Raw genomic sequence first — 19444 nt, forward strand, 5'->3', positions numbered from 1 at the left:
TACGCCCTCCTCAGCGCAGCTTGGGGTCGAGGGCGTCGCGCACCGCGTCGCCGAGCGTGATGAATGCGAAGACCGTGAGGCTCAGCATTCCGGCCGGGAACAGCATCACATGCGGGTTGTCCCGGATGGCGTCCTTGGCGTCGGAGATGTCGATGCCCCAGGAGATGGTGGGGTCGGCGAGGCCGAGGCCGAGGAAGGACAGCGTGGCCTCGGCGGAGATGTAGGCGCCGAGGGAGATGGTCGCGACCACGATGGTGGGGGCCAGCGCGTTCGGCAGGACGTGCCGGAAGAGGATCCGGCCGGTTCCGGCGCCGAGCGCCCGCGCCGCGGTGACGTAGTCCGCCTGCTTGGCGGTGATCACCGAACTGCGCATCACCCGGGCGATGGTGGTCCAGCCGAGGAAGGCGAGGGCCGCGATCACGACGTACACCTTGCGCTCGGTGAACGCGTTCAGCACGACCATCGAGCCGAGCAGGAACGGCAGACCGAAGAAGATGTCGACGATCCGGGAGATGATCGAGTCGATCCAGCCGCCGAAGTACCCGGCGGCCATGCCCAGCAGACCGCCGAGGAGGGTCACCACCGCGGTCACACCGACGCCGACCATGATCGATGCACGGGTGCCGTAGATGACCCGGGCGTAGATGGAGCGGCCCTGACCGTCGTAGCCGAACCAGTCGGCCTGGAAGAAGTGGGTCAGCTCGGGCTTGGTCAGGAAGTGGTTGGTCAGATCGCCGTTGCGCGGTTCGGCGCTGGTGAACATCCCGGGGAACGCCGCGATGGCCAGCAGCAGCACCAGCAGCACCGCCGAGATCCAGAACAGCGGGCGATGGCGGAGTTCGAACCAGGCGTCGCCCCAGAGCGAGCGCGGCTTGCCCTGGGGGGCGGGGCCGGCGGCGGCGGCGTCCACCTCGGTCGGCGGGGCCACGGCGTCGACCGCCGTGTCGACCGCCGCGCCGCCGGACTGGGATTTGGTCATGTCAGGCATACCGGATCCTCGGGTCCAGGACCGCGTACAGCAGGTCGACGAGCAGGTTGATCAGCAGAATGACGAGGACGAAGATGGTCACGACCCCGACGATGGTGGTGCCCTCACGCTGCCCGAGCGCCTTGAAGAGCAGGTTGCCGACGCCCTGGACGTTGAAGATGCCCTCGGTGACCACCGCGCCGCCGACCAGCGCGCCGACGTCGGTGCCGAGGAAGGTGACGACCGGGATCAGCGAGTTGCGCAGCAGGTGGACGCCGACGATCCGGCGGCGCGGCAGCCCCTTGGCGAGCGCGGTGCGCATGTAGTCGGCGCGCAGGTTCTCCGCGAAGGTGGTCCGCGTCAGCCGGGCCACATACGCCATGGAGAGCATCGCGAGGACGAACCCTGGCAGCAGGAGCTGCTGGAGGTTCATCGAGTCCTGGACGTTCGGTGGCAGCCAGCCGAGTTCGTCGGCGAAGATGAACCGGGCGAGGTAGCCGAGGACGAAGACCGGCATCGAGATGACGATCAGCGTGAAGATCAGGACCCCGGTGTCGGCGGCGCGGCCAGCCCTGAGACCGGCCCAGGCACCGAGCCCGATGCCGACGATGATTTCGATGGTGAGGGCCACCGCCGCTAGGCGGAGGGTCACCGGGAAGGCCATCCCCATTTCCTCGGAGACCTGACGGCCGCCGAAGGTCTTGCCGAAGTCGCCCTTGAAGAGGTCGACCATGTAGTCGATGTACTGCTGCCACAGGGGCTTGTCCAGCCCGAACTCATGGCGGAGCGACGCGACCTGCGCGGGGTCCGCGGCCTTGTCGCCCCACATCGCCCGGATGGGGTCACCGGGCAGTACGTGGACCATGAGGAAAATAATCAGAGTAGTCCCGATGAAGACCGGGATCATCTGGAGCAGTCGCCTGGCGACATAGCGCCCCATCATGCCTCCATGCCGTTGGGGGGCGGCGGAGGCCACGTCTCGTCTGCGCCACGCGGGTGGGGGGATGAGCTGCGGGCCTCACGCCTGCGGGCCGGTGCCGCCGCTCCCCGGTTGGGAGGAGCGGCGGCACCGGCCGGCGGTCCCGATGATTACTTCTTCTTCACCTGGACGTTGGTGAAGATGGGGTCGCCGTCCTGGCCGTAGGGGATCTTCCCGAGGACCTTGTTGGACTGGCCGCTGTTGACCTTGTAGAACCACAGCGGGATCGCCGGCATGTCCTTCGCGAGGATCTGCTCCGCCTGCTGGTAGAGCTTCACGGTCTCGTCGAGCGTGGGGGCCTTGTCGGCCTTGTTGGCGAGCTCGTCGAACTGCTTGTTGGCGTAACCGCTGGTGTTACCGGCCGCCTTGGAGCCGTACAGGTCCCTCATGAAGTTCGAGTTGACCGGGTAGTCGAGCACCCAGCCACCGCGGTACATGGACTTGACCTGGTGCTTGTCACGCGCGTTCAGGTCGGCCTGGAAGTCGGGCTTGGAGTCGCCGGTGCAGTCGACGCCGGTGGCCTTGCGGATGCTGTTGCAGACCGCGTCCACCCAGGGCTTGTGATCCTGGTCGGCGTTGTACTGGATCGAGATCTTGTTGCCCGGGACCCCGCCGCCCTCCTTGATGAGGGCCTTCGCCTTGGCCGGGTCGTAGGTGACCTGCTCCTTGAGCGCGCCGGCCTTGTAGCCGATCACGCCGCGGGCGACATAGCTGTCGGCCGGGGTGCGGGAGCCGTGGAGCACGGTCTTGGTGATCGTGTCACGGTCGATCGCCATGGACAGACCCTGGATGACCTTGGGGTCGATGTCCTTGAACTGCTTGGTGTAGAAGGCCGGGACGACCGACTGGACCGCCGAGTACTCCTCGTCGATCGCGCGCTTGCCCAGGTCGGACTTGTAGTTGGTCAGCGCGGTGGTCGGGACCTGCTCGATCCAGTCGAGGTTGTTGGAGCGCAGGTCCGAGTAGGCGGCGTCGGCGGTGGTGTAGTTCTTGAAGTCGATGCCGCCGTTCTTGGCCTTGTTCGGTCCCTTGTAGCCGTCGTACTTACGGACCTTGATCATCTTCTTGTGGTCCCAGGAGACGAACTTGTAGGGACCGTTGCCGACCGGCTTCTCACCGAAGCCCTTGGGGTCCTTGAAGAAGCCGCTGGGCAGCGGGGTCCACACGTCGTAGCCCAGCTTGTAGGCGAAGTACGAGACCGAGCTGTTGAGCTCGATCTTGAACTCGTTGTCGTTCACGACCTTCAGGCCGGACATCTTGTCGGCCTTGGGCTTCCCCTTCTCGGGGTGGACGTCCTCGTAGCCCTTGATGTCCTGGAACCAGCTGGAGTTGGTCTGGTTGTTCGCGACGTTGGCGGACCAGTTCCAGGAGTCCACATAGGACTTGGCGGTCACGGCCTCGCCGTTGTGGAACTTCCAGCCCGGCTTGAGCTTGACGGTCCAGACGGAGGAGTCCTTGTTGGGGGTGACGGACTCGGCGTTGACGTACACCAGCTTGCCGGTGCCGGGCTCGTAGTCCACCAGGCCCGCGAAGATCGTGCGGAGCACCCGGCTGCCCTGGCTCTCCTTGGCGTTCGCCGGCTGCAGCGGATTCTGCGGCTCGCTCAGCTGGGCGGTGAGTATCCCATTCGGGTCCGCCGTGCCCTTGTTCATGTCATTGCTGCCGCTGTCGCTGTCGTTACCACCGCAGGCGGTCGCGGCCAGCGCCACAACCGCTGCCAACGCGACCCACTTGGCGCTCTTGGCACCGCGCATGGGTTTGCCTCCTCAGGAGTCCACTGTCACTACGAGAGGGGGCGCCCGGAGACACGCTGACACCCCTGACAGCGAAAGGGACCGGAACCCCCCAGATGTGCTCGTAGGTCCGCGCTCCCCACAGCGTGTGACCCATTGACCCGAGCTCAATGGACCCCATGATTGAGCACGTCCGGCCCTTAAACCACACCTTATGGGTCTCGCTTTGGTCACAGCATCTACGCGCGGAGCTTTGAAATCCGGACAAAACTGCCCCAGACAGACACACGCGAAACGGACTGTTAACACATCATGCGGAGCTCGGACGCCGATATTCGGACGGGGAGATCCGGATAACCGCTTGACTGGCACGTTGCTGACATGGCAACAGCCCGGACCCCCGCCGTGGAGGCGGTGGGTCCGGGCCGTGGGCAGCTCACCGAGGCGCGGTGGGGCTCCTACGCTCCGTGATCGGCGCCGTCGTGCGCCTCGCCACCGTAGTGCGCATCGGCGCCCGGGCGTGAGCTTCGGCGCCCCGCACCCGGGCATGAGCTTCGGCGAGCGCACCCGGGCGTGAGCTTGGCGCCCCCGCGCCCGGGTGTGCGGCGCGTCAGCGCTTGGCGCGGGCGGCGGAGCGGGCGCGCTCCTTCTGGTCCAGCGCCACCTTGCGGATCCGCACCGTCTCCGGCGTCACCTCGACGCACTCGTCGTCGCGGCAGAACTCCAGGGACTGCTCGAGCGAGAGCAGCCGCGGCGGGACCAGGGACTCGGTCACATCCGCGGTGGAGGACCGCATGTTGGTGAGCTTCTTCTCCTTGGTGATGTTGACGTCCATGTCGTCGGAGCGGGAGTTCTCGCCGACGATCATGCCCTCGTACACCTCGGTACCCGGCGAGACGAACAGCACCCCGCGCTCCTGGAGGTTGGTCATCGCGAAGGCGGTCACCGCGCCCGAGCGGTCGGCCACCAGCGAACCGTTGTTACGGGTCTTCAGCTCGCCGAACCACGGCTCGTGGCCCTCGTGGATGGAGTGGGCGATACCGGTGCCGCGGGTCGCCGTCAGGAACTCGGTACGGAAGCCGATCAGCCCGCGGGACGGAACGATGAACTCCATGCGGACCCAGCCGGAGCCGTGGTTGGACATGTTGTCCATCCGGCCCTTGCGGGTGCCCATGAGCTGGGTGACCGCGCCCATGTGCTCCTCGGGCACGTCGATGGTGATGCGCTCGATCGGCTCATGGACCTTGCCGTCGATCTCCCGGGTGACCACCTGCGGCTTGCCGACGGTCAGCTCGAAGCCCTCCCGGCGCATGGTCTCCACCAGGATCGCCAGCGCCAGCTCGCCACGGCCCTGCACCTCCCAGGCGTCCGGGCGGTCGGTGGGCAGCACGCGCAGCGAGACGTTACCGATCAGCTCGCGCTCGAGGCGGTCCTTGACCAGCCGCGCGGTGACCTTGCGGTCCTTCACGGCCGACTTGTCGGCGCCCTTGCCGCCGGGGCCGCGGCCGACCAGCGGGGAGGTGTTGGTGCCGATGGTCATCGAGATCGCGGGCTCGTCGACGGTGATCAGCGGCAGCGCGATCGGGTTCTCCGGGTCGGCCAGGGTCTCGCCGATCATGATGTCCGGGATGCCCGCGACCGCGCAGATGTCACCGGGGCCCGCCACCTCGGCGGCCTTGCGGGTGAGCGCCTCGGTCATCATCAGCTCGGTGATCCGGACATTGGAGATGGTGCCGTCGCGCTTGATCCACGCGACCGTCTGCCCCTTCTTCAGCTCGCCCTGCTCGACCCGGAGCAGCGCGATACGGCCGAGGAAGTTGTCCGCGTCCAGGTTGGTGACATGGGCCTGGAGCGGCGCGGCCGCGTCGTACTCCGGCGCCGGGACCGTCTCCAGCAGGGCGGAGAAGAACGGCTGGAGGCTGTCGCTGTCGGCCGGGACGGTGCCGTCCTCCGGCTTGGTCAGCGAGGCCACACCGTCACGCGCACAGGCGTAGACGATCGGGAACTCGATCTGCTCCTCGGTCGCGTCCAGGTCCAGGAAGAGGTCGTACGCCTCGTTGACGACCTCGTCGATCCGGGAGTCCGGGCGGTCCGTCTTGTTGATGCACAGGATCACCGGCAGCTTCGCCTGGAGCGCCTTGCGCAGCACGAAACGGGTCTGCGGCAGCGGCCCCTCGGAGGCGTCCACCAGCAGGACCACCGCGTCGACCATGGACAGACCGCGCTCGACCTCACCGCCGAAGTCGGCGTGGCCGGGGGTGTCGATGATGTTGATGGTGACGGGGTCGCCGCCGTCCGCCGGGTGGTACTTCACGGCGGTGTTCTTCGCGAGAATGGTGATGCCCTTCTCGCGCTCCAGGTCGTTGGAATCCATGACCCGGTCGTCCACGTGCTGGTGGGCGGCGAACGCGCCCGCCTGCTTGAGCATGGCGTCGACGAGGGTCGTCTTGCCATGGTCGACGTGGGCGACGATGGCGACGTTACGAATGTCGTGGCGCGTGGGCATGAAAGCGCGCTTCTCCCGGTTGTTGGGTGGCGGCGCGCTCCTTAAGCGGCGCGCCTTCCGCCGGGCTGATCACGCCTCGGCCTCACCCCCATGGTACGGGGACGGCGCGGGGACGAGCGCCGCAGCCCATCCCACGGCCCATCCCCACACCGAACACCCGCCCTGTGGGCGCCGCCGACAGCCGCGCCCACAGGGCGCCCGCCGGACCACGGGGCGGAGCCGCACGGCGCTGTTTTCCCCTCCCCGCCCCTTCCCGTAACCAGAGGCTCCGCCCCTGGACCCCGGGCCCCGGAACAGCGCCCCACCACGCGGCGGAGCCGCACACCGGTACCACGGGAAGGGGCGGAGCCCCGCGTGGGGGCATGGGGCGCAACCCCGGTCCGAGGCCGGGCGGAACCCCAGCCGCGGGGCCCGGGGCAGGGCCCCGATTGGGGGTCTGGGGCGGAGCCCCGGATCGGGGTCTGGGGCGGAGCCCCTGGTTCGGGGAGGGGTGGGGAGGGGAGCAGCCCGCCGCAGGCGTCACGGTTCGTCGGGTGTGCCCTAGCGGCGGAAGCCGATGTCCTGGTACCGGGGGGTGGCGAAGCCGAAGGCGCCCGCGTTGACCAGACCCTTGCGCATCGCGATCAGCTGGGGGCGCTGATAGAGCGGAATCGATCCGGCCGCCGCCCAGATCCGGGCGTCCGCCCGGCTGACCAGGGAGCGCGAGGCGCCGCCGTCCAGCTCGGAGAGCGCCTGGTCGAAGAGCTGGTCGATCTGGTCGGTGCCCACCCGGGTGTAGTTCTGCTCGACGACCAGGGAGCCGTCGGCGGCGGGCTGCGGCTTGGCGTAGATGGGGCGGGCGTCGGTGGCCGGGTAGGCGGAGGCGGGCCAGGAGTAGAGGGCCAGGTCGTAGTCGCCGGTGGCGATGTGGTCCCGGAAGTAGCTCTCGCCGGAGACCTTGGTGATCTCGGTACGGACGCCGATCTTCTCCAGCATCCGCGCGATGCGCTCACCGACCGTGCTCAGCCGGGCTCCGGCCTGGTCGTCGGGGAGGACGAAGCGCAGCACCAGCGGCCGCCCCTTCTTCCGTACGACGGCCGTCTCCCGGAGCCGTCCGGTCCGCCCGGCGTCACCGGCCGCGGGCGGGGCGCCGGACGCGGTGCCGGACGCGCTCTCCGCGGCGGGATTCGCGGTGCCGGTCGGGGCGCTGTGCCGGCTGCTGCCCCGGTCGTCCGTCTTGCCGTCCAGCGCCTTCTGCCGGCCGGTGCCGCCCGCGCGCCAGCCCGCGTCGGCGAGCAGTGACTGCGCGGCGTTGGTGTCCGGGTCGCCGAGGGCGCCGCTGTGGTCCTTGTAGCCCGGCTGGCCCGCCATCAGCAGATGGTTGCCGAGCGGCTCGGACGGCAGCCCCATCGGCTTGAGGACCAGCTTCGCCAGGGCCTTCCGGTCGATCGCGCGGGCCACCGCGCGGCGCACCCGCTCATCGGCGAGCGGGCCCTTGGTGCCGTTGAGGGCGAGCTGGGTGTAGGCCGGGTCCAGGGCCTTGCGCAGGGTGAACCTGCTCAGCGCCCGGGTCCGCGACCGGTTCTTGTCGGTGTCGCCGGTAGCCGCTCTCTGGGCTCCCGCCTCTTCCCGCGCCGCCCCGGCACTCGCCGCCCCGGCCGCCTCCCGGCCGCCGGTGGACGGCTCCGGCGCGCCCGCCTTGCCCGGGGCCGAGGAGCCCCGCTTGGCGCCCGCGGCCTGCTTGTCCGGGGCGGTGGCCTGGATGCGCCGGGCGGTGGTCCGGTCCACCTCGGCCAGGTCCAGCCGCCCGGCGATCAGCGCCTCGGCCCGCTTCTCGGCCGGGACCGCCTGGAAGACGACCCGGCTCAGCCGTGCCCGGTCGCCCCACCAGCGGGGGTTGCGGACGAGGGTGACCTCGGAGTCCGTGACCTGGCGGACCATGAAGGGCCCGGCGCCGACCGCGAGCCCCTTGTTCGCGGCCGCGGTGAAGACCGCCGGGTTGCCCATCACGCTCTTCGGGTACAGCGGGGTGAACAGCGAGCGCCAGTCGGTGTACGGCTTGGCGAAGGTGACCTTGACCTCGTGTTCCTTGTCCCCCGGTTCGACCTTGGCGATCCGGTCGTATCCGGCGTTGCGCGCCGTCCCGTACTTCTCGTCGGTGCCGCGCAGCGCCTTCCACTGGGCCTGGAAGTCCTCCGCGCCGATCGGGCGCCCGTCGCTCCACACCGCCTTGGGGTTGAGCTTGAAGACGACGACCTGCTTGGGGTCGGTCGAGGTGACGTCGGCGGAGGTCAGATAGTCGCCGTTGCGCTGGGGGCGGCCGCGGGCGTCGAGGGTGTAGAGGGAGGGCAGCACGGCGCCCGCGATCCGCTGGGTGCCCGTGTCCGCGGCCTTCTGAAACGCGTTGAGCGTGGTGGGCGTCGCGTCCAGGGCCCAGCGCAGGGTGCCGGTGCCGGAGGTCCCGGAGCGGGGTGCGGAGGCGATGTCCCAGGCGGCGCGCGGCGGCGGGCCGTCGTCTTCCGAACTGCAGCCGGTCAGTACGGGCAGCGGCAGCATCACTCCCGCGGCGAGCAGCATGGCGCGGCGGCTCCTGGTGATGGGCATGGCTCGTACCTCCGCAGGGTGACGGATATATGCGCATTTGGCATAGTGTGACGCTGATCGCATATACTCCTCACTCAAAGCGACGGTTCATGGGACAGCACGCCGAGAGGGCCATGGAGACGGCCATGAGGGGAAAGGATCACCCGCCCGGATCAATGCGGCGGGCGCGCACTCCGGCGCGCGGCGGCGGAATCCCGCCGGTGACGGCGCCAATCCCGACAGATCCCTTCACAACCAGGACCGTGGCGCGTAACACTCGCTGTCGCATGAGCGTCGCCAACCGCAACCGCGGAAGTGAGGGCAAGTCATGTCCTTGAACGACGACTTGACGGCCGTCCAGCGCTGTCTCGATGACCTGGTCCGTTCCGTCTCCCGGCTGGAGCAGCGGGTGGGCGCCGGTGGGCTGGAGATACGCCGCGTCCGCACCGACGCGGACCACCTGCGCGAGAGCCTCGCCCTGCTGCGCGAGACGGCTCCCGTGGAGCGATCACGCCCCGAAATGGTTCCGGTCCCCGACGCCCCGTACGACAGCGCGCTGTGGTCGGACGTCGACGACGAGGGCCTCGGCGCGCGAGATCGCCACGCGCCCTAGGGACGGGCCGGAGCGCCTCCCGTCACGGGGCGCATCCCCTCCGTCCCCCCACACCACTCCACCGCGGAGTTCCCCTTGGCCACAGGCACCGACCCGCAAGCCACCACGCCCGCCCCCGCAGACTCCGGAACGGCCCCGCACGGCGTGCACAGCGCCTCGCGCGCCGCCATCCCCGGCCGCCATCTGCGCAGCGACCGCTGGTGGCTCTCCCCCGCCATCACCGCCGCCGGACTGTTCGCGTTCATCGTCTACTCGACCTGGCGGGCCTTCGCGGGGGACGACTACTACGCCGAGCCGTACGTCTCCCCCTTCTACTCGCCCTGCGTCGCCCAGAACTGCGTGCCCATGAAGGGCGGCGCCAACTGGGAGATCTTCGGCGCTTGGTGGGGCCTGTCCCCGGCGCTGCTGATCCTGATCTTCCCACTGGGGTTCCGGCTCACCTGCTACTACTACCGCAAGGCGTATTACCGGGGCTTCTGGGCCTCACCGCCCGCCTGCGCGGTCGCCGAACCGCGCGCCAAGTACACCGGCGAGACCCGCTTCCCGCTGATCCTGCAGAACATCCACCGCTACTTCTTCTACTTCGCGGTGATCGTCGCGGGGATCCTCACCTATGACACCGTGCTCGCCTTCCGGGACGAGCACGGCCGCTGGGGCCATATGGGCCTGGGCACCCTGGTGCTGCTCGCCAACATCGCGCTGATCTGGGCGTACACCCTCTCCTGCCACTCCTGCCGCCATATCGTCGGCGGCCGGCTGAAGCACTTCTCCCGGCATCCGGTGCGCTATCGGCTCTGGGGCTGGGTGAGCGGGCTCAACGCACGTCATATGCAGCTGGCCTGGGCCTCTCTCATCAGCGTCGCCGTCGCGGACTTCTACGTCTATCTGGTGGCGAGCGGCGCCTTCGACGATCCCCGCTTTTTCTAGGAGAGGTGCTCATCCGATGACGCAAGTCGAGCGGCAGGCGTGGGACGTGGTCGTGATCGGCGCGGGCGGCGCCGGGCTGCGTGCCGCGATCGAGGCCCGCGAACAGGGCATGCGCTGCGCCGTCATCTGCAAGTCGCTGTTCGGCAAGGCCCATACGGTGATGGCCGAGGGCGGCATCGCCGCCAGCATGGGCAACGTCAACGAGCGCGACAACTGGCAGGTGCACTTCCGCGACACCATGCGCGGGGGCAAGTTCCTCAACCACTGGCGGATGGCCGAGCTGCACGCCCAGGAGGCCCCGGACCGGGTCTGGGAGCTGGAGACCTGGGGCGCGCTCTTCGACCGCACCCCGGAGGGCAAGATCTCCCAGCGGAACTTCGGCGGCCATGAGTACCCCCGCCTCGCCCATGTCGGGGACCGCACCGGCCTGGAGCTGATCCGCACCCTCCAGCAGAAGATCGTCTCCCTCCAGCAGGAGGACAAGGCCGCCACCGGCGACTACGAGTCCCGGCTGAAGATCTTCCAGGAGTGCACGGTCACCCGGATCGTCAAGGACGGCGACCGGGTCGCCGGGGTCTTCGGCTACGAGCGCGAATCGGGCCGCTTCTTCACCCTGGAGGCCCCGGCCGTGGTGCTGGCCACCGGCGGTATCGGCAAATCCTTCAAGGTGACCTCCAACTCCTGGGAGTACACCGGCGACGGCCATTCGCTGGCGCTGCTCGCGGGCGCCCCGCTGATCAACATGGAGTTCGTGCAGTTCCATCCGACCGGTATGGTCTGGCCGCCCTCGGTGAAGGGGATCCTGGTCACCGAGTCGGTGCGCGGCGACGGCGGGGTGCTGCGCAACAGCGAGGGCAAGCGGTTCATGTTCGACTACATCCCGGACGTCTTCAAGGAGAAGTACGCCCAGTCCGAGGACGAGGCCGACCGCTGGTACGAGGACCCGGACCACAACCACCGCCCGCCCGAGCTGCTCCCCCGTGACGAGGTGGCCCGCGCCATCAACGCCGAGGTGAAGGCGGGCCGGGGCTCCCCGCACGGCGGGGTCTTCCTCGACGTCTCCACCCGGATGTCCCCCGAGGTCATCAAGCGGCGGCTGCCCTCGATGCACCACCAGTTCAAGGAGCTAGCGGACGTCGACATCACCGCCGAGCCCATGGAGGTGGGCCCCACCTGTCACTACGTGATGGGCGGGGTGGACGTCGACCCGGACACCGCGGCCGCCACCGGCGTGCCCGGCCTGTTCGCCGCGGGCGAGGTCGCGGGCGGGATGCACGGCTCCAACCGGCTCGGCGGCAACTCCCTCTCCGACCTGCTGGTCTTCGGGCGCCGCGCCGGGCTCCACGCGGCCCGCTACGCCCAGGAGACCGCGGCCTCCGGCACCCGCCCGGTGCCGGACGAGGCACAGCTGGACCTGGCGGCGGCCGAGGCGCTGCGCCCGTTCAGCGCCGAGGCCGGTGAGCCGGATGAGACCGCGGGCCCGGCCGGGCCGCCGGAGAACCCGTACACCCTCCACCAGGAGCTCCAGCAGTCGATGAACGACCTGGTGGGGATCATCCGCAAGGCCGGGGAGATGGAGGAGGCGCTGCACCGGCTGGCCAGTCTGCGGGTCCGGGCGCGCCGCGCCGGGGTCGAGGGCCACCGGCAGTTCAACCCCGGCTGGCACCTGGCGATCGATCTGCGCAACATGCTGCTGGTCAGCGAGTGCGTGGCGCGCGCCGCGCTGGAGCGGACCGAGAGCCGCGGCGGACACACCCGCGACGACTGCCCGGAGATGGACCGCGAATGGCGGCGGCTCAATCTGGTCTGCCGGCTCTCCGACCCCTCGGGCGGTCTGGCGACCCCCGACGCCGGGCACGGCCAGATCCGGCTCGAGCGGCGGGAGACGCCGCCCATCCGGCCCGACCTGCTGAACCTGTTCGAGAAGGACGAGCTGGTGAAGTACCTGACGGACGAGGAGCTGACCCAGTGAGTGCGTACGAGGCCCACTTCCGGGTGTGGCGGGGCGACCAGGACGGCGGCGGTCTGAAGGACTTCCACGTCGAGGTCAACGACGGCGAGGTGGTACTGGACATCGTCCACCGGCTGCAGGCCACCCAGGCCCCCGACCTGGCGGTCCGCTGGAACTGCAAGGCGGGCAAATGCGGTTCGTGCAGCGCCGAGATCAACGGCCGGCCACGGCTGCTGTGCATGACCCGGATGTCGGTGTTCGAACGGAACGAGACGATCACCATCACCCCGCTACGGGCCTTCCCGGTGGTGCGGGACCTGGTGACGGATGTGTCGTTCAACTACACCAAGGCCCGTGAGGTGCCGTCCTTCGTGCCCCCGGAGGGGCTGGGTCCGGGCGAGTACCGGATGTGGCAGGAGGATGTGAACCGGTCGCAGGAGTTCCGCAAGTGCATCGAGTGCTTCCTGTGCCAGGACACCTGCCATGTGGTGCGGGACTTCGAGGAGAACAAGGAGGCGTTCGCCGGGCCGCGGTTCCTGATGCGGGTCGCGGAGCTGGACATGCATCCGCTGGACGCGGCCGCCGAGACCGGTCTTGACCGCAAGAGCACCGCCCAGGAGGAGCACGGACTGGGCTACTGCAACATCACCAAGTGCTGTACGGAGGTCTGCCCCGAGCAGATCAAGATCACCGACAACGCGCTGATCCCGCTCAAGGAGCGGGCGGCGGACCGTAAGTACGACCCGCTGGTCTGGCTCGGCAACAAGATCCGCCGCCGGGGGCAGTAGCTCCGCCGGGGGCGCTGGTGGGTGTCCGACGGATCTGACGCCTGCGGCGGGCTGTTCCCCTCCCCGCCCCTTCCCGATCCCAGGGGCTCCGTCCCTGGCCCCCGGGAGTCCGGGGCGAAGCCCCACCACGCGGCGAACCGCATACCGATGCCGCCGGAAGGGGCGAAGCCCCGGTCCGGGGTTTGGGACGGAGCCCCGGTCGGGGGTCTGGGGCGGAACCCCGGTCGGGGTCTGGGGCGGAACCCCGGTCCGAGATCTGGGGCGGAACCCCGGTCCGAGATCTGGGGCGGAACCCCGGTCCGAGATCTGGGGCGGAACCCCGGTCCGAGGTCTGGGTCGGAACCCCGCCACGCGGCGGAGCCGCATACCGATGCCGCCGGAAGGGGCGAAGCCCCGATCGGGGGTCAGGGGCGGAACCCCGGTCCGGAGTCAGGGGCGGAACCCCGATCCGGAGTCAGGGGCGGAGCCCCGATCCGGGGGCTGGGGCGGAGCCCCGGTTTCGGGGTCAGGGGCGGAACCCCGGTTTCGGGGTCAGGGGCGGAACCCCGCCACGCGGCGGAGCCGCATACCGATGCCGCCGGAAGGGGCGAAGCCCCGATCGGGGGTCAGGGGCGAAACCCCGGTCCGGAGTCTGAGGCGAAGCCCCGGTTTCGGGGGCTGGGGCGGAGCCCCGGTTTCGGGAAGGGGCGGGTAGGGGAAAGACCCGCCGCGCTGGTGCTCGCCCTCCGCGTCGTGTCGCGGGCCCGCGGCCGTCAGGGCCGCCCGTCGCCGTACCGGCCGTGGCCCGTCGCCCGTCACCCGTCACCCGTCACCCGTCACCACAGGCTGAGCAGCGCCTCCACCGAGTCCGGGCCCGAGGCCTGGCCGTCCGGAAGGGCCAGCTCGAACCAGACGGTCTTGCCGAGCGGGGTCCTGCGGCTGCCCCAGCCCGCGCTGAGCAGCCCGACCAGCTGGAGCCCGCGCCCGCCCTCGTCGGTGTCCCGGGCGCGCCGCCGCCGGGGCTGCACCAGACCGCCGTCCCAGACCTCGCAGACCAGCGTGCGGTCCAGCAGCAGCCGTAGCCGGATCTCGCCCTCGCCGTACCGCAGGGCATTGGTCACCAGCTCGCTGACCAGCAGCTCGGTGGTGTCCACCAGATCGTCCAGACCCCAGGACTCCAGCTGCTCCCGGGCCAGTTCGCGGGCCCGGCCCACGGACTGCGGGGCGCTGGGAAGGTGCCAGTCACCGACGGAGTCGGCCGACAGGCCCTGCACCCGGGCCATCAGCAGGGCGATGTCGTCCTCGCCGTGGTGGGTGTCGAGGGTGCTCAGGACGTGGTCGCAGACGTCCTCGAGGGAACCGGCCGCGGCGTTCCCGCCGTCGGCGCCGTCCCGGGTGTCGAGGGCCGCGCGCAGGGCCTGGAGTCCCTCGTCGAGGGTGTGGTCGCGGGATTCGACCAGACCGTCGGTGTAGAGGGCGAGCAGCGCGCCGTCGGGGAGCTCGACCTCGATCTCCTCGAACGGCTCGCCGCCCACGCCGAGCGGCAATCCGGGCGGGACCTCCATCAGCAGGGCGTCCTCGCCCCGCTCCACGAGGACGGGGGGCGGATGCCCGGCGTTGGCGAACGTGCAGCGCCGGGTGACCGGGTCGTAGACGGCGTAGACGCAGGTGGCGAGGTAGACCTCGGTCAGATCGGAGGAGTCGTCGGCGGCCTTGCCGTCGCGCCCGAGGGCGCGCGAGCCGGGCCGCGCGCCGGCGTGCGAGCCGCCCGGTGTGCCGAGGCCCCGGGCGATCTCGTCCAGTGCGGAGAGCACCTCGGCGGGCTCCAGGTCGAGGAGGGCGAGGGTGCGTACGGCGGTGCGCAGCTCGCCCATGGCCACGGCGGCGCGCAGCCCCCGCCCCATGACGTCGCCGACCACCAGCGCGGTGCGGTGTCCGGGCAGCTCGATCACGTCGAACCAGTCGCCGCCCACCTCGGTCGCCGCGTTCCCCGGCAGATAGCGGCAGGCGATATCGAGCCCGGCGGCCTCCGGGTCGCCGGGCGGGAGAAGGCTGCGCTGGAGTATCAGCGCGCGTTCATGTTCTCTGCGGTACAGCCGGGCGTTGTCGATGCTCACGGCGGCGCGGGCGGCCAGCTCGACGGCGAGCGCGCGGTCCCGTTCGCCGAACGGCTCGCTGCCCTTGGTGCGGGAGAACTGGGCCAGGCCGACGACGGTGTCGCGCGCGACCATCGGCACCACGAGGGTGGACTGGAGCATGGCCCCGAACTCCAGGGCCTCGCTGCCGTCCCGCCCGGGGACGACGCGGACCTGGGCGGTGCGCAGGGCGTGGGCGCACAGCGAGTTGAAGGGGTAGCGGTGCACCTCGCCGACCTGGATGGGCTTGGGGTCCTCCACGGTGTTGACGCGGCAGATGTCGCCGAAGGCGACCGGGCCGTCGGAGACCGCGCTGGCGAAGGCGACGCGGCGCAGCTCGGCGCTGCCGTCGGCGAGCCCGGGCGGGGTCTCGTCGCCGGAGAGCAGCCCCTGGTAGAGGTCGACGGAGGCCAGGTCGCAGAACTGCGGTACGGCCACGTCCAGCAGTTCGCGGGCGGTGGTCTCCAGGTCGAGCGAGGTGCCTATTCGGGCCCCGGCCTCGTTCAGCAGCGCCAGATTGCGCCGTACGCCCGCGGCCTCCTGTTCGGCGCGGCGGCGGCCGGTGACGTCCGTGGCGAGCCCGGCGACGCCGATGGGGCGGCCGGAGCCGCTGTGCAGCCGGTAGAGCGAGACCGACCAGCGGCGGCGGTCGGGGCTGCCCGGTGCCTGGCCCACGATGGGCATGTCGGTCAGCGACTGCCCGGAGTCCAGGACTTGGCGCAGGGCGGCGGCCAGCCGGTCGGCCTCGCCGCGCGGCAGCAGATCGTGCGGGGTCGTGCCGCGGTACTCCTCGGTGGGGCGGCCGAAAACCTTCGCAAAGCGCTCATTGACGCGGAGGATCCGCAGATCCGTCCCGAAGAGGAAGAAGCCGAGCGGAGATTGACCGAAAACGGCCTGTGAAGAAGCAAGATCGGTTTCCAGCCCGCGCAACGCGCTGACGTCCACCGCGATGCAGAGCGCGGCCCGCTTCCCGTGCTCGTCCTGAGCGGGCATCACATAGACCTCGGCGATGCCATGTCCGCTCGGCGTCCGGGGGTTACGGTAGGGGACCAGCCCGGTCCACTCCCGGCCGTCGAGGATGTCGGCCACCGCGCGCTGGCCCGTCTCCTGGTACTCCGGCGGTACGAACGCCTCCACCGGATCCTTGCCGATGGCCTGGCTCGCCGTCAGCCCCAGCAATTCCGCGGCCCGTTCGCTCCACTGCGCGATCCGGCCGTCGGGCCCGAGCGCGAAGGAGGCGACCCGGATGTAGTCATAGATCGAGCCGGGAGGACTGCTCTGCCACACCGCCGACATCGAGGACATGGACGACATGTCCGACATCGAGGGCCCCTGCGACATCGGCGACACCTGCGAACCCACCGTCTCCTCGGGCATATCAGCCCCCGCTGGCTTCTCGCTCATGCGCCCGTCCCCTCCGGCTCAGGTGCTCCGACCGGCTTCAGATAGCCGAGTATCCAGCACTTCGGCCATCCCGAGTACGGTCTTCACGATCACAGCACTATCTCAGCCCGCCATCAGAGTCCGTCCCGGCTTTTGGTGAAGCGCTCATGATCAGCGCTCCCCCTCACTCCTAACCAGACGGAGGCGGCTCGAACCCCATGGATTTTCCCGTACGGGACGTTCTCAAGAGGTGCGTGGACGGGTCCCCTCGGCGGCCCCGGCCGCGCGCAGCCGGCGGACCGCCTCCGCCACCGCGGGGCGGTCCTCGTCCAGCCAGTCCACCTCGTCCACCCGGTCCGGGGTGAGCCAGCGCAGTTCGTCATGGTCCTGGAGCGGGCGCGGCTCACCGGAGCGCAGCGCCGCGGTCCATACCCGCAGCACATAGCCGGGCTTCAGGGGCCACTCCCCCGGCAGCGGTTCGAGCGGCTCGACCTCGACCCCGAGCTCCTCGCGCAGTTCGCGGACGAGCGCCACCTGTGGGGTCTCCCCGGGCTCGGTCTTGCCGCCGGGCAGCTCCCAGCGGCCCGCGAGCTCGGGCGGGGCGCTGCGCCGCGCGGCCAGCAGCCGCCCCCGGTCGAACACCGCTCCGCCCACCACCACACGCACGCTCATGATCGGCACCCTAGCCCGCGCGGATCCACACCGGAGCCCCGGGGCGGGAGCACCCCGGGGCTCGGAAAGAGGTACGCGTTCCCGCGGACCGGAGGTACGTATTCCGGCGGGCTGAAACCGGACTCGGGCTGACCGGACTCGGGCTGACCGGACTCGGGCTGACCGGACTCGGGCTGACCGGACCGACGGTCCGGACTCGGGCCTAACCGGACTGACGGGACGCGGCGGTCCGCTCGACCACGTACAGCTGCTCCTGGCCCTCGCCCTCCAGTCGGTCGGCCACCTCCTGGGCCTCCGTCCTGGTGGCGTAGCGCCCGACGCGGTAGCGGTTGCCGTTGCTGTCCTGGCGGATCACGAGCCAGGGCAGCACAGCGTTCCCGTCACTCATCTCCCCGCCCCCTCCGCTGTGGCGCGCCCGGGCGCACGACCCCGCGACACCGTTAAGGAAATCCCGATCCGCATATGCCCGAGCCTACGCCCTACCTTCACGCAGCGGATACGTGTTCTTACAAGGAGGCACTCATCCGGCCATGTCTCAGACGCCGACTCCGGCCTTCACCCGGTCGCCGTCGCCGCCCTCGCCCGCCTCGTCGGCCGGGGCGGCGCCCATTTCGCGCTCCGCCTCCTGCAGCGTCGGATTGCGCCATGCGCTGCGTACGCCCCAGAAGTAGAAGGCCAGCCCGATCAGCGCGACGATCACGATGTCCCAGCCGCCCGGCAGATAGCCGCGGCCGCCGAACTCCGTGCCGCCGGCCCATGACACCGCCGCCATGACGAGCAGATACGTGACCATCCAGGCACCGGCGGCCAGATGCGGCCGCAGCTCCGCCCACGGCTTGCGCAGCTCGTACCAGGCCCAGATCGGCAGCCCGATCGCCATGATGAAGATGACCTTGCCGGTGAGCGGCCAGCGGGCCCAGTACAGCACCAGCGAGCCGAAGACCATCGCGATCGGCGCGATCACCGGCATCGCGCGCAGCCGCACCGGGCGCGGCAGCTCCGGGGAGAGGCGGCGCAGCGACATCACGGCCACCGGACCGGTGATGTACGAGATCACGGTGGCGACGGAGACGATCTCGGCGAGCGAGCCCCAGCCGCGGAAGACCGCGAGGAAGATGAAGGCGATCCCCAGGTTGAGCAGCAGCGCCGGGCGCGGAATGCCGGTCTTGGGGTCGACCTTGCCGAAGATCCCCGGCAGATGGCCGTTCTCCTGGACGCCCTGGATCATGCGCGAGGTGGTGGCCGCGTAGATCATGCCGGTGCCGGACGGGGAGATGAAGGCGTCCGCGTACAGCAGCATCGCCAGCCAGTTCAGGCCCCAGGCCAGGGAGAGATCGGCGAGCGGGGAGTTGAAGGAGAGCCCGGACCAGCCGCCGTGCCGCAGATCGGCGGCGGGGACGGCGGTCAGGAAGGCGATCTGCAGCGCGACGTAGATCACCAGCGCGATGAGGATCGAGCTGATGACGGCCTTGGGCAGCGACTTCCCGGGGTCACGTGCCTCGCCCGCCATGTTGAGCGGCGACTGGAAGCCGTTGTAGGCCCAGACGATGCCGGAGACGGCGACGGCGGTGAAGACGGAGCTCCAGCCGTTTGGGGTGAAGCCGCCGTTGCCGGTGACGTTGCCGGTGTCGAAGTGCGACAGCAGCAGCGCTCCGGCGGTCAGGGTCGGCACGACCACCTTGAAGACGGTGATCGCGGTGTTGGTCTTCGCGAAGAGGGTGATCGCGAACCAGTTGAGGAAGAAGTAGAAGAGCAGCAGCACGGACGCGAACGCGACACCGCTGCCGGTCAGCTCCTTCCCGTCGTACAGCGCCTTGGCCCAGCCGAAGTCCCAGGAGGACATGTACTGCACGGAGGCGGTGGCCTCACCGGGGATCACGGAGACGATGGCGATCCAGTTGGCCCAGGCGGCCAGATATCCGGCCAGCGAGCCGTGCGAGTACTGGCCGTACCGGACCATGCCCCCGGCCTTGGGGAACATCGAACCCAGCTCGGAGTAGGTCAGGGCGATGGTCAGGGCGACGGCGGCGCCGATCACCCAGGCCAGGATGGCGGCGGGCCCGGCCAGCGCGGCGGCGCGCTCGGCACCGAACAGCCAGCCGGAGCCGATGATCGACCCGAGGCCCACGGCGGTGAGGGCCACCGGTCCGAGTGACCTTCGATAATGCGAGTGGGAACCCTGCTCCGTGCTCAAGTTCCTGGCACTCCTTTCGCCCCCCAACGACCGGACACAAACCGATCCATCGTAA

The 19444-nt window shown here is 70.1% G+C and carries 13 protein-coding genes; 4 read left to right on the forward strand and 9 right to left on the reverse strand.

Annotated elements, in window-relative coordinates; genetic code table 11:
• Nucleotides 1-10: 10 nt before the first annotated feature.
• From LIV37_RS18645 to LIV37_RS18670, 5 genes are all read right to left on the reverse strand, one after another.
• On the reverse strand, nt 11-988 hold the full coding sequence (locus LIV37_RS18645) for an ABC transporter permease (protein ID WP_020868667.1): 978 nt from the start codon (nt 986-988) through the stop codon (nt 11-13).
• Nucleotides 981-1907 (reverse strand): ABC transporter permease, encoded by a 927-nt coding sequence (locus tag LIV37_RS18650; protein WP_020868668.1) that lies wholly within the window; start codon nt 1905-1907, stop codon nt 981-983. The genes LIV37_RS18645 and LIV37_RS18650 overlap by 8 nt, the downstream gene beginning before the upstream one ends.
• A gap of 149 nt (nt 1908-2056) precedes the next feature.
• The gene (locus LIV37_RS18655) at nt 2057-3700 is read right to left on the reverse strand and encodes a peptide ABC transporter substrate-binding protein (RefSeq protein ID WP_020868669.1); all 1644 of its coding nucleotides are present in this window, start codon (nt 3698-3700) and stop codon (nt 2057-2059) included.
• 589 nt (nt 3701-4289) lie between these two features.
• On the reverse strand, nt 4290-6185 hold the full coding sequence (gene typA, locus LIV37_RS18660) for a translational GTPase TypA (RefSeq protein WP_020868670.1): 1896 nt from the start codon (nt 6183-6185) through the stop codon (nt 4290-4292).
• A 540-nt stretch (nt 6186-6725) separates the two neighbouring features.
• On the reverse strand, nt 6726-8768 hold the full coding sequence (locus LIV37_RS18670; protein WP_121824776.1) for an ABC transporter family substrate-binding protein: 2043 nt from the start codon (nt 8766-8768) through the stop codon (nt 6726-6728).
• A 307-nt stretch (nt 8769-9075) separates the two neighbouring features.
• On the opposite strand from LIV37_RS18670, the gene LIV37_RS18675 reads away from it, so the two are divergent.
• The 4 genes from LIV37_RS18675 (at nt 9076) to LIV37_RS18690 (ending at nt 13026) form a co-directional block, all read left to right on the forward strand.
• Nucleotides 9076-9360 (forward strand): hypothetical protein, encoded by a 285-nt coding sequence (locus tag LIV37_RS18675; protein WP_020868672.1) that lies wholly within the window; start codon nt 9076-9078, stop codon nt 9358-9360.
• Between the two features lie 75 nt (nt 9361-9435).
• A complete protein-coding gene (locus LIV37_RS18680; RefSeq protein ID WP_044570382.1) occupies nt 9436-10287 on the forward strand; it encodes a hypothetical protein in 852 nt (283 codons plus the stop codon).
• Between the two features lie 16 nt (nt 10288-10303).
• A complete protein-coding gene (locus LIV37_RS18685) occupies nt 10304-12259 on the forward strand; it encodes a fumarate reductase/succinate dehydrogenase flavoprotein subunit (RefSeq protein WP_020868674.1) in 1956 nt (651 codons plus the stop codon).
• Entirely contained in the window at nt 12256-13026 is a 771-nt protein-coding gene (locus tag LIV37_RS18690) for a succinate dehydrogenase/fumarate reductase iron-sulfur subunit (RefSeq protein ID WP_020868675.1), read from the forward strand. The genes LIV37_RS18685 and LIV37_RS18690 overlap by 4 nt, the downstream gene beginning before the upstream one ends.
• 815 nt (nt 13027-13841) lie before the next feature.
• Here the strand turns inward: LIV37_RS18690 and LIV37_RS18695 are convergent.
• The 4 genes from LIV37_RS18695 to LIV37_RS18710 form a co-directional block, all read right to left on the reverse strand.
• Nucleotides 13842-16544, reverse strand: a complete 2703-nt coding sequence (locus tag LIV37_RS18695; protein WP_121824775.1) for a SpoIIE family protein phosphatase — start codon at nt 16542-16544, stop codon at nt 13842-13844.
• Between the two features lie 222 nt (nt 16545-16766).
• Entirely contained in the window at nt 16767-17195 is a 429-nt protein-coding gene (locus LIV37_RS18700) for a (deoxy)nucleoside triphosphate pyrophosphohydrolase (protein WP_121825384.1), read from the reverse strand.
• Nucleotides 17196-17397: 202 nt separating this feature from the next.
• Nucleotides 17398-17583: an SPOR domain-containing protein gene (locus tag LIV37_RS18705; protein WP_020868678.1), complete on the reverse strand. Its 186-nt coding sequence runs from the start codon at nt 17581-17583 to the stop codon at nt 17398-17400.
• A gap of 147 nt (nt 17584-17730) precedes the next feature.
• Nucleotides 17731-19389 (reverse strand): APC family permease, encoded by a 1659-nt coding sequence (locus LIV37_RS18710; RefSeq protein ID WP_121824774.1) that lies wholly within the window; start codon nt 19387-19389, stop codon nt 17731-17733.
• Nucleotides 19390-19444 lie beyond the last annotated feature (55 nt).

The organism is Streptomyces rapamycinicus NRRL 5491 (assembly GCF_024298965.1).
In the GTDB taxonomy this organism is placed as follows: Bacteria; Actinomycetota; Actinomycetes; order Streptomycetales; family Streptomycetaceae; genus Streptomyces; species Streptomyces rapamycinicus.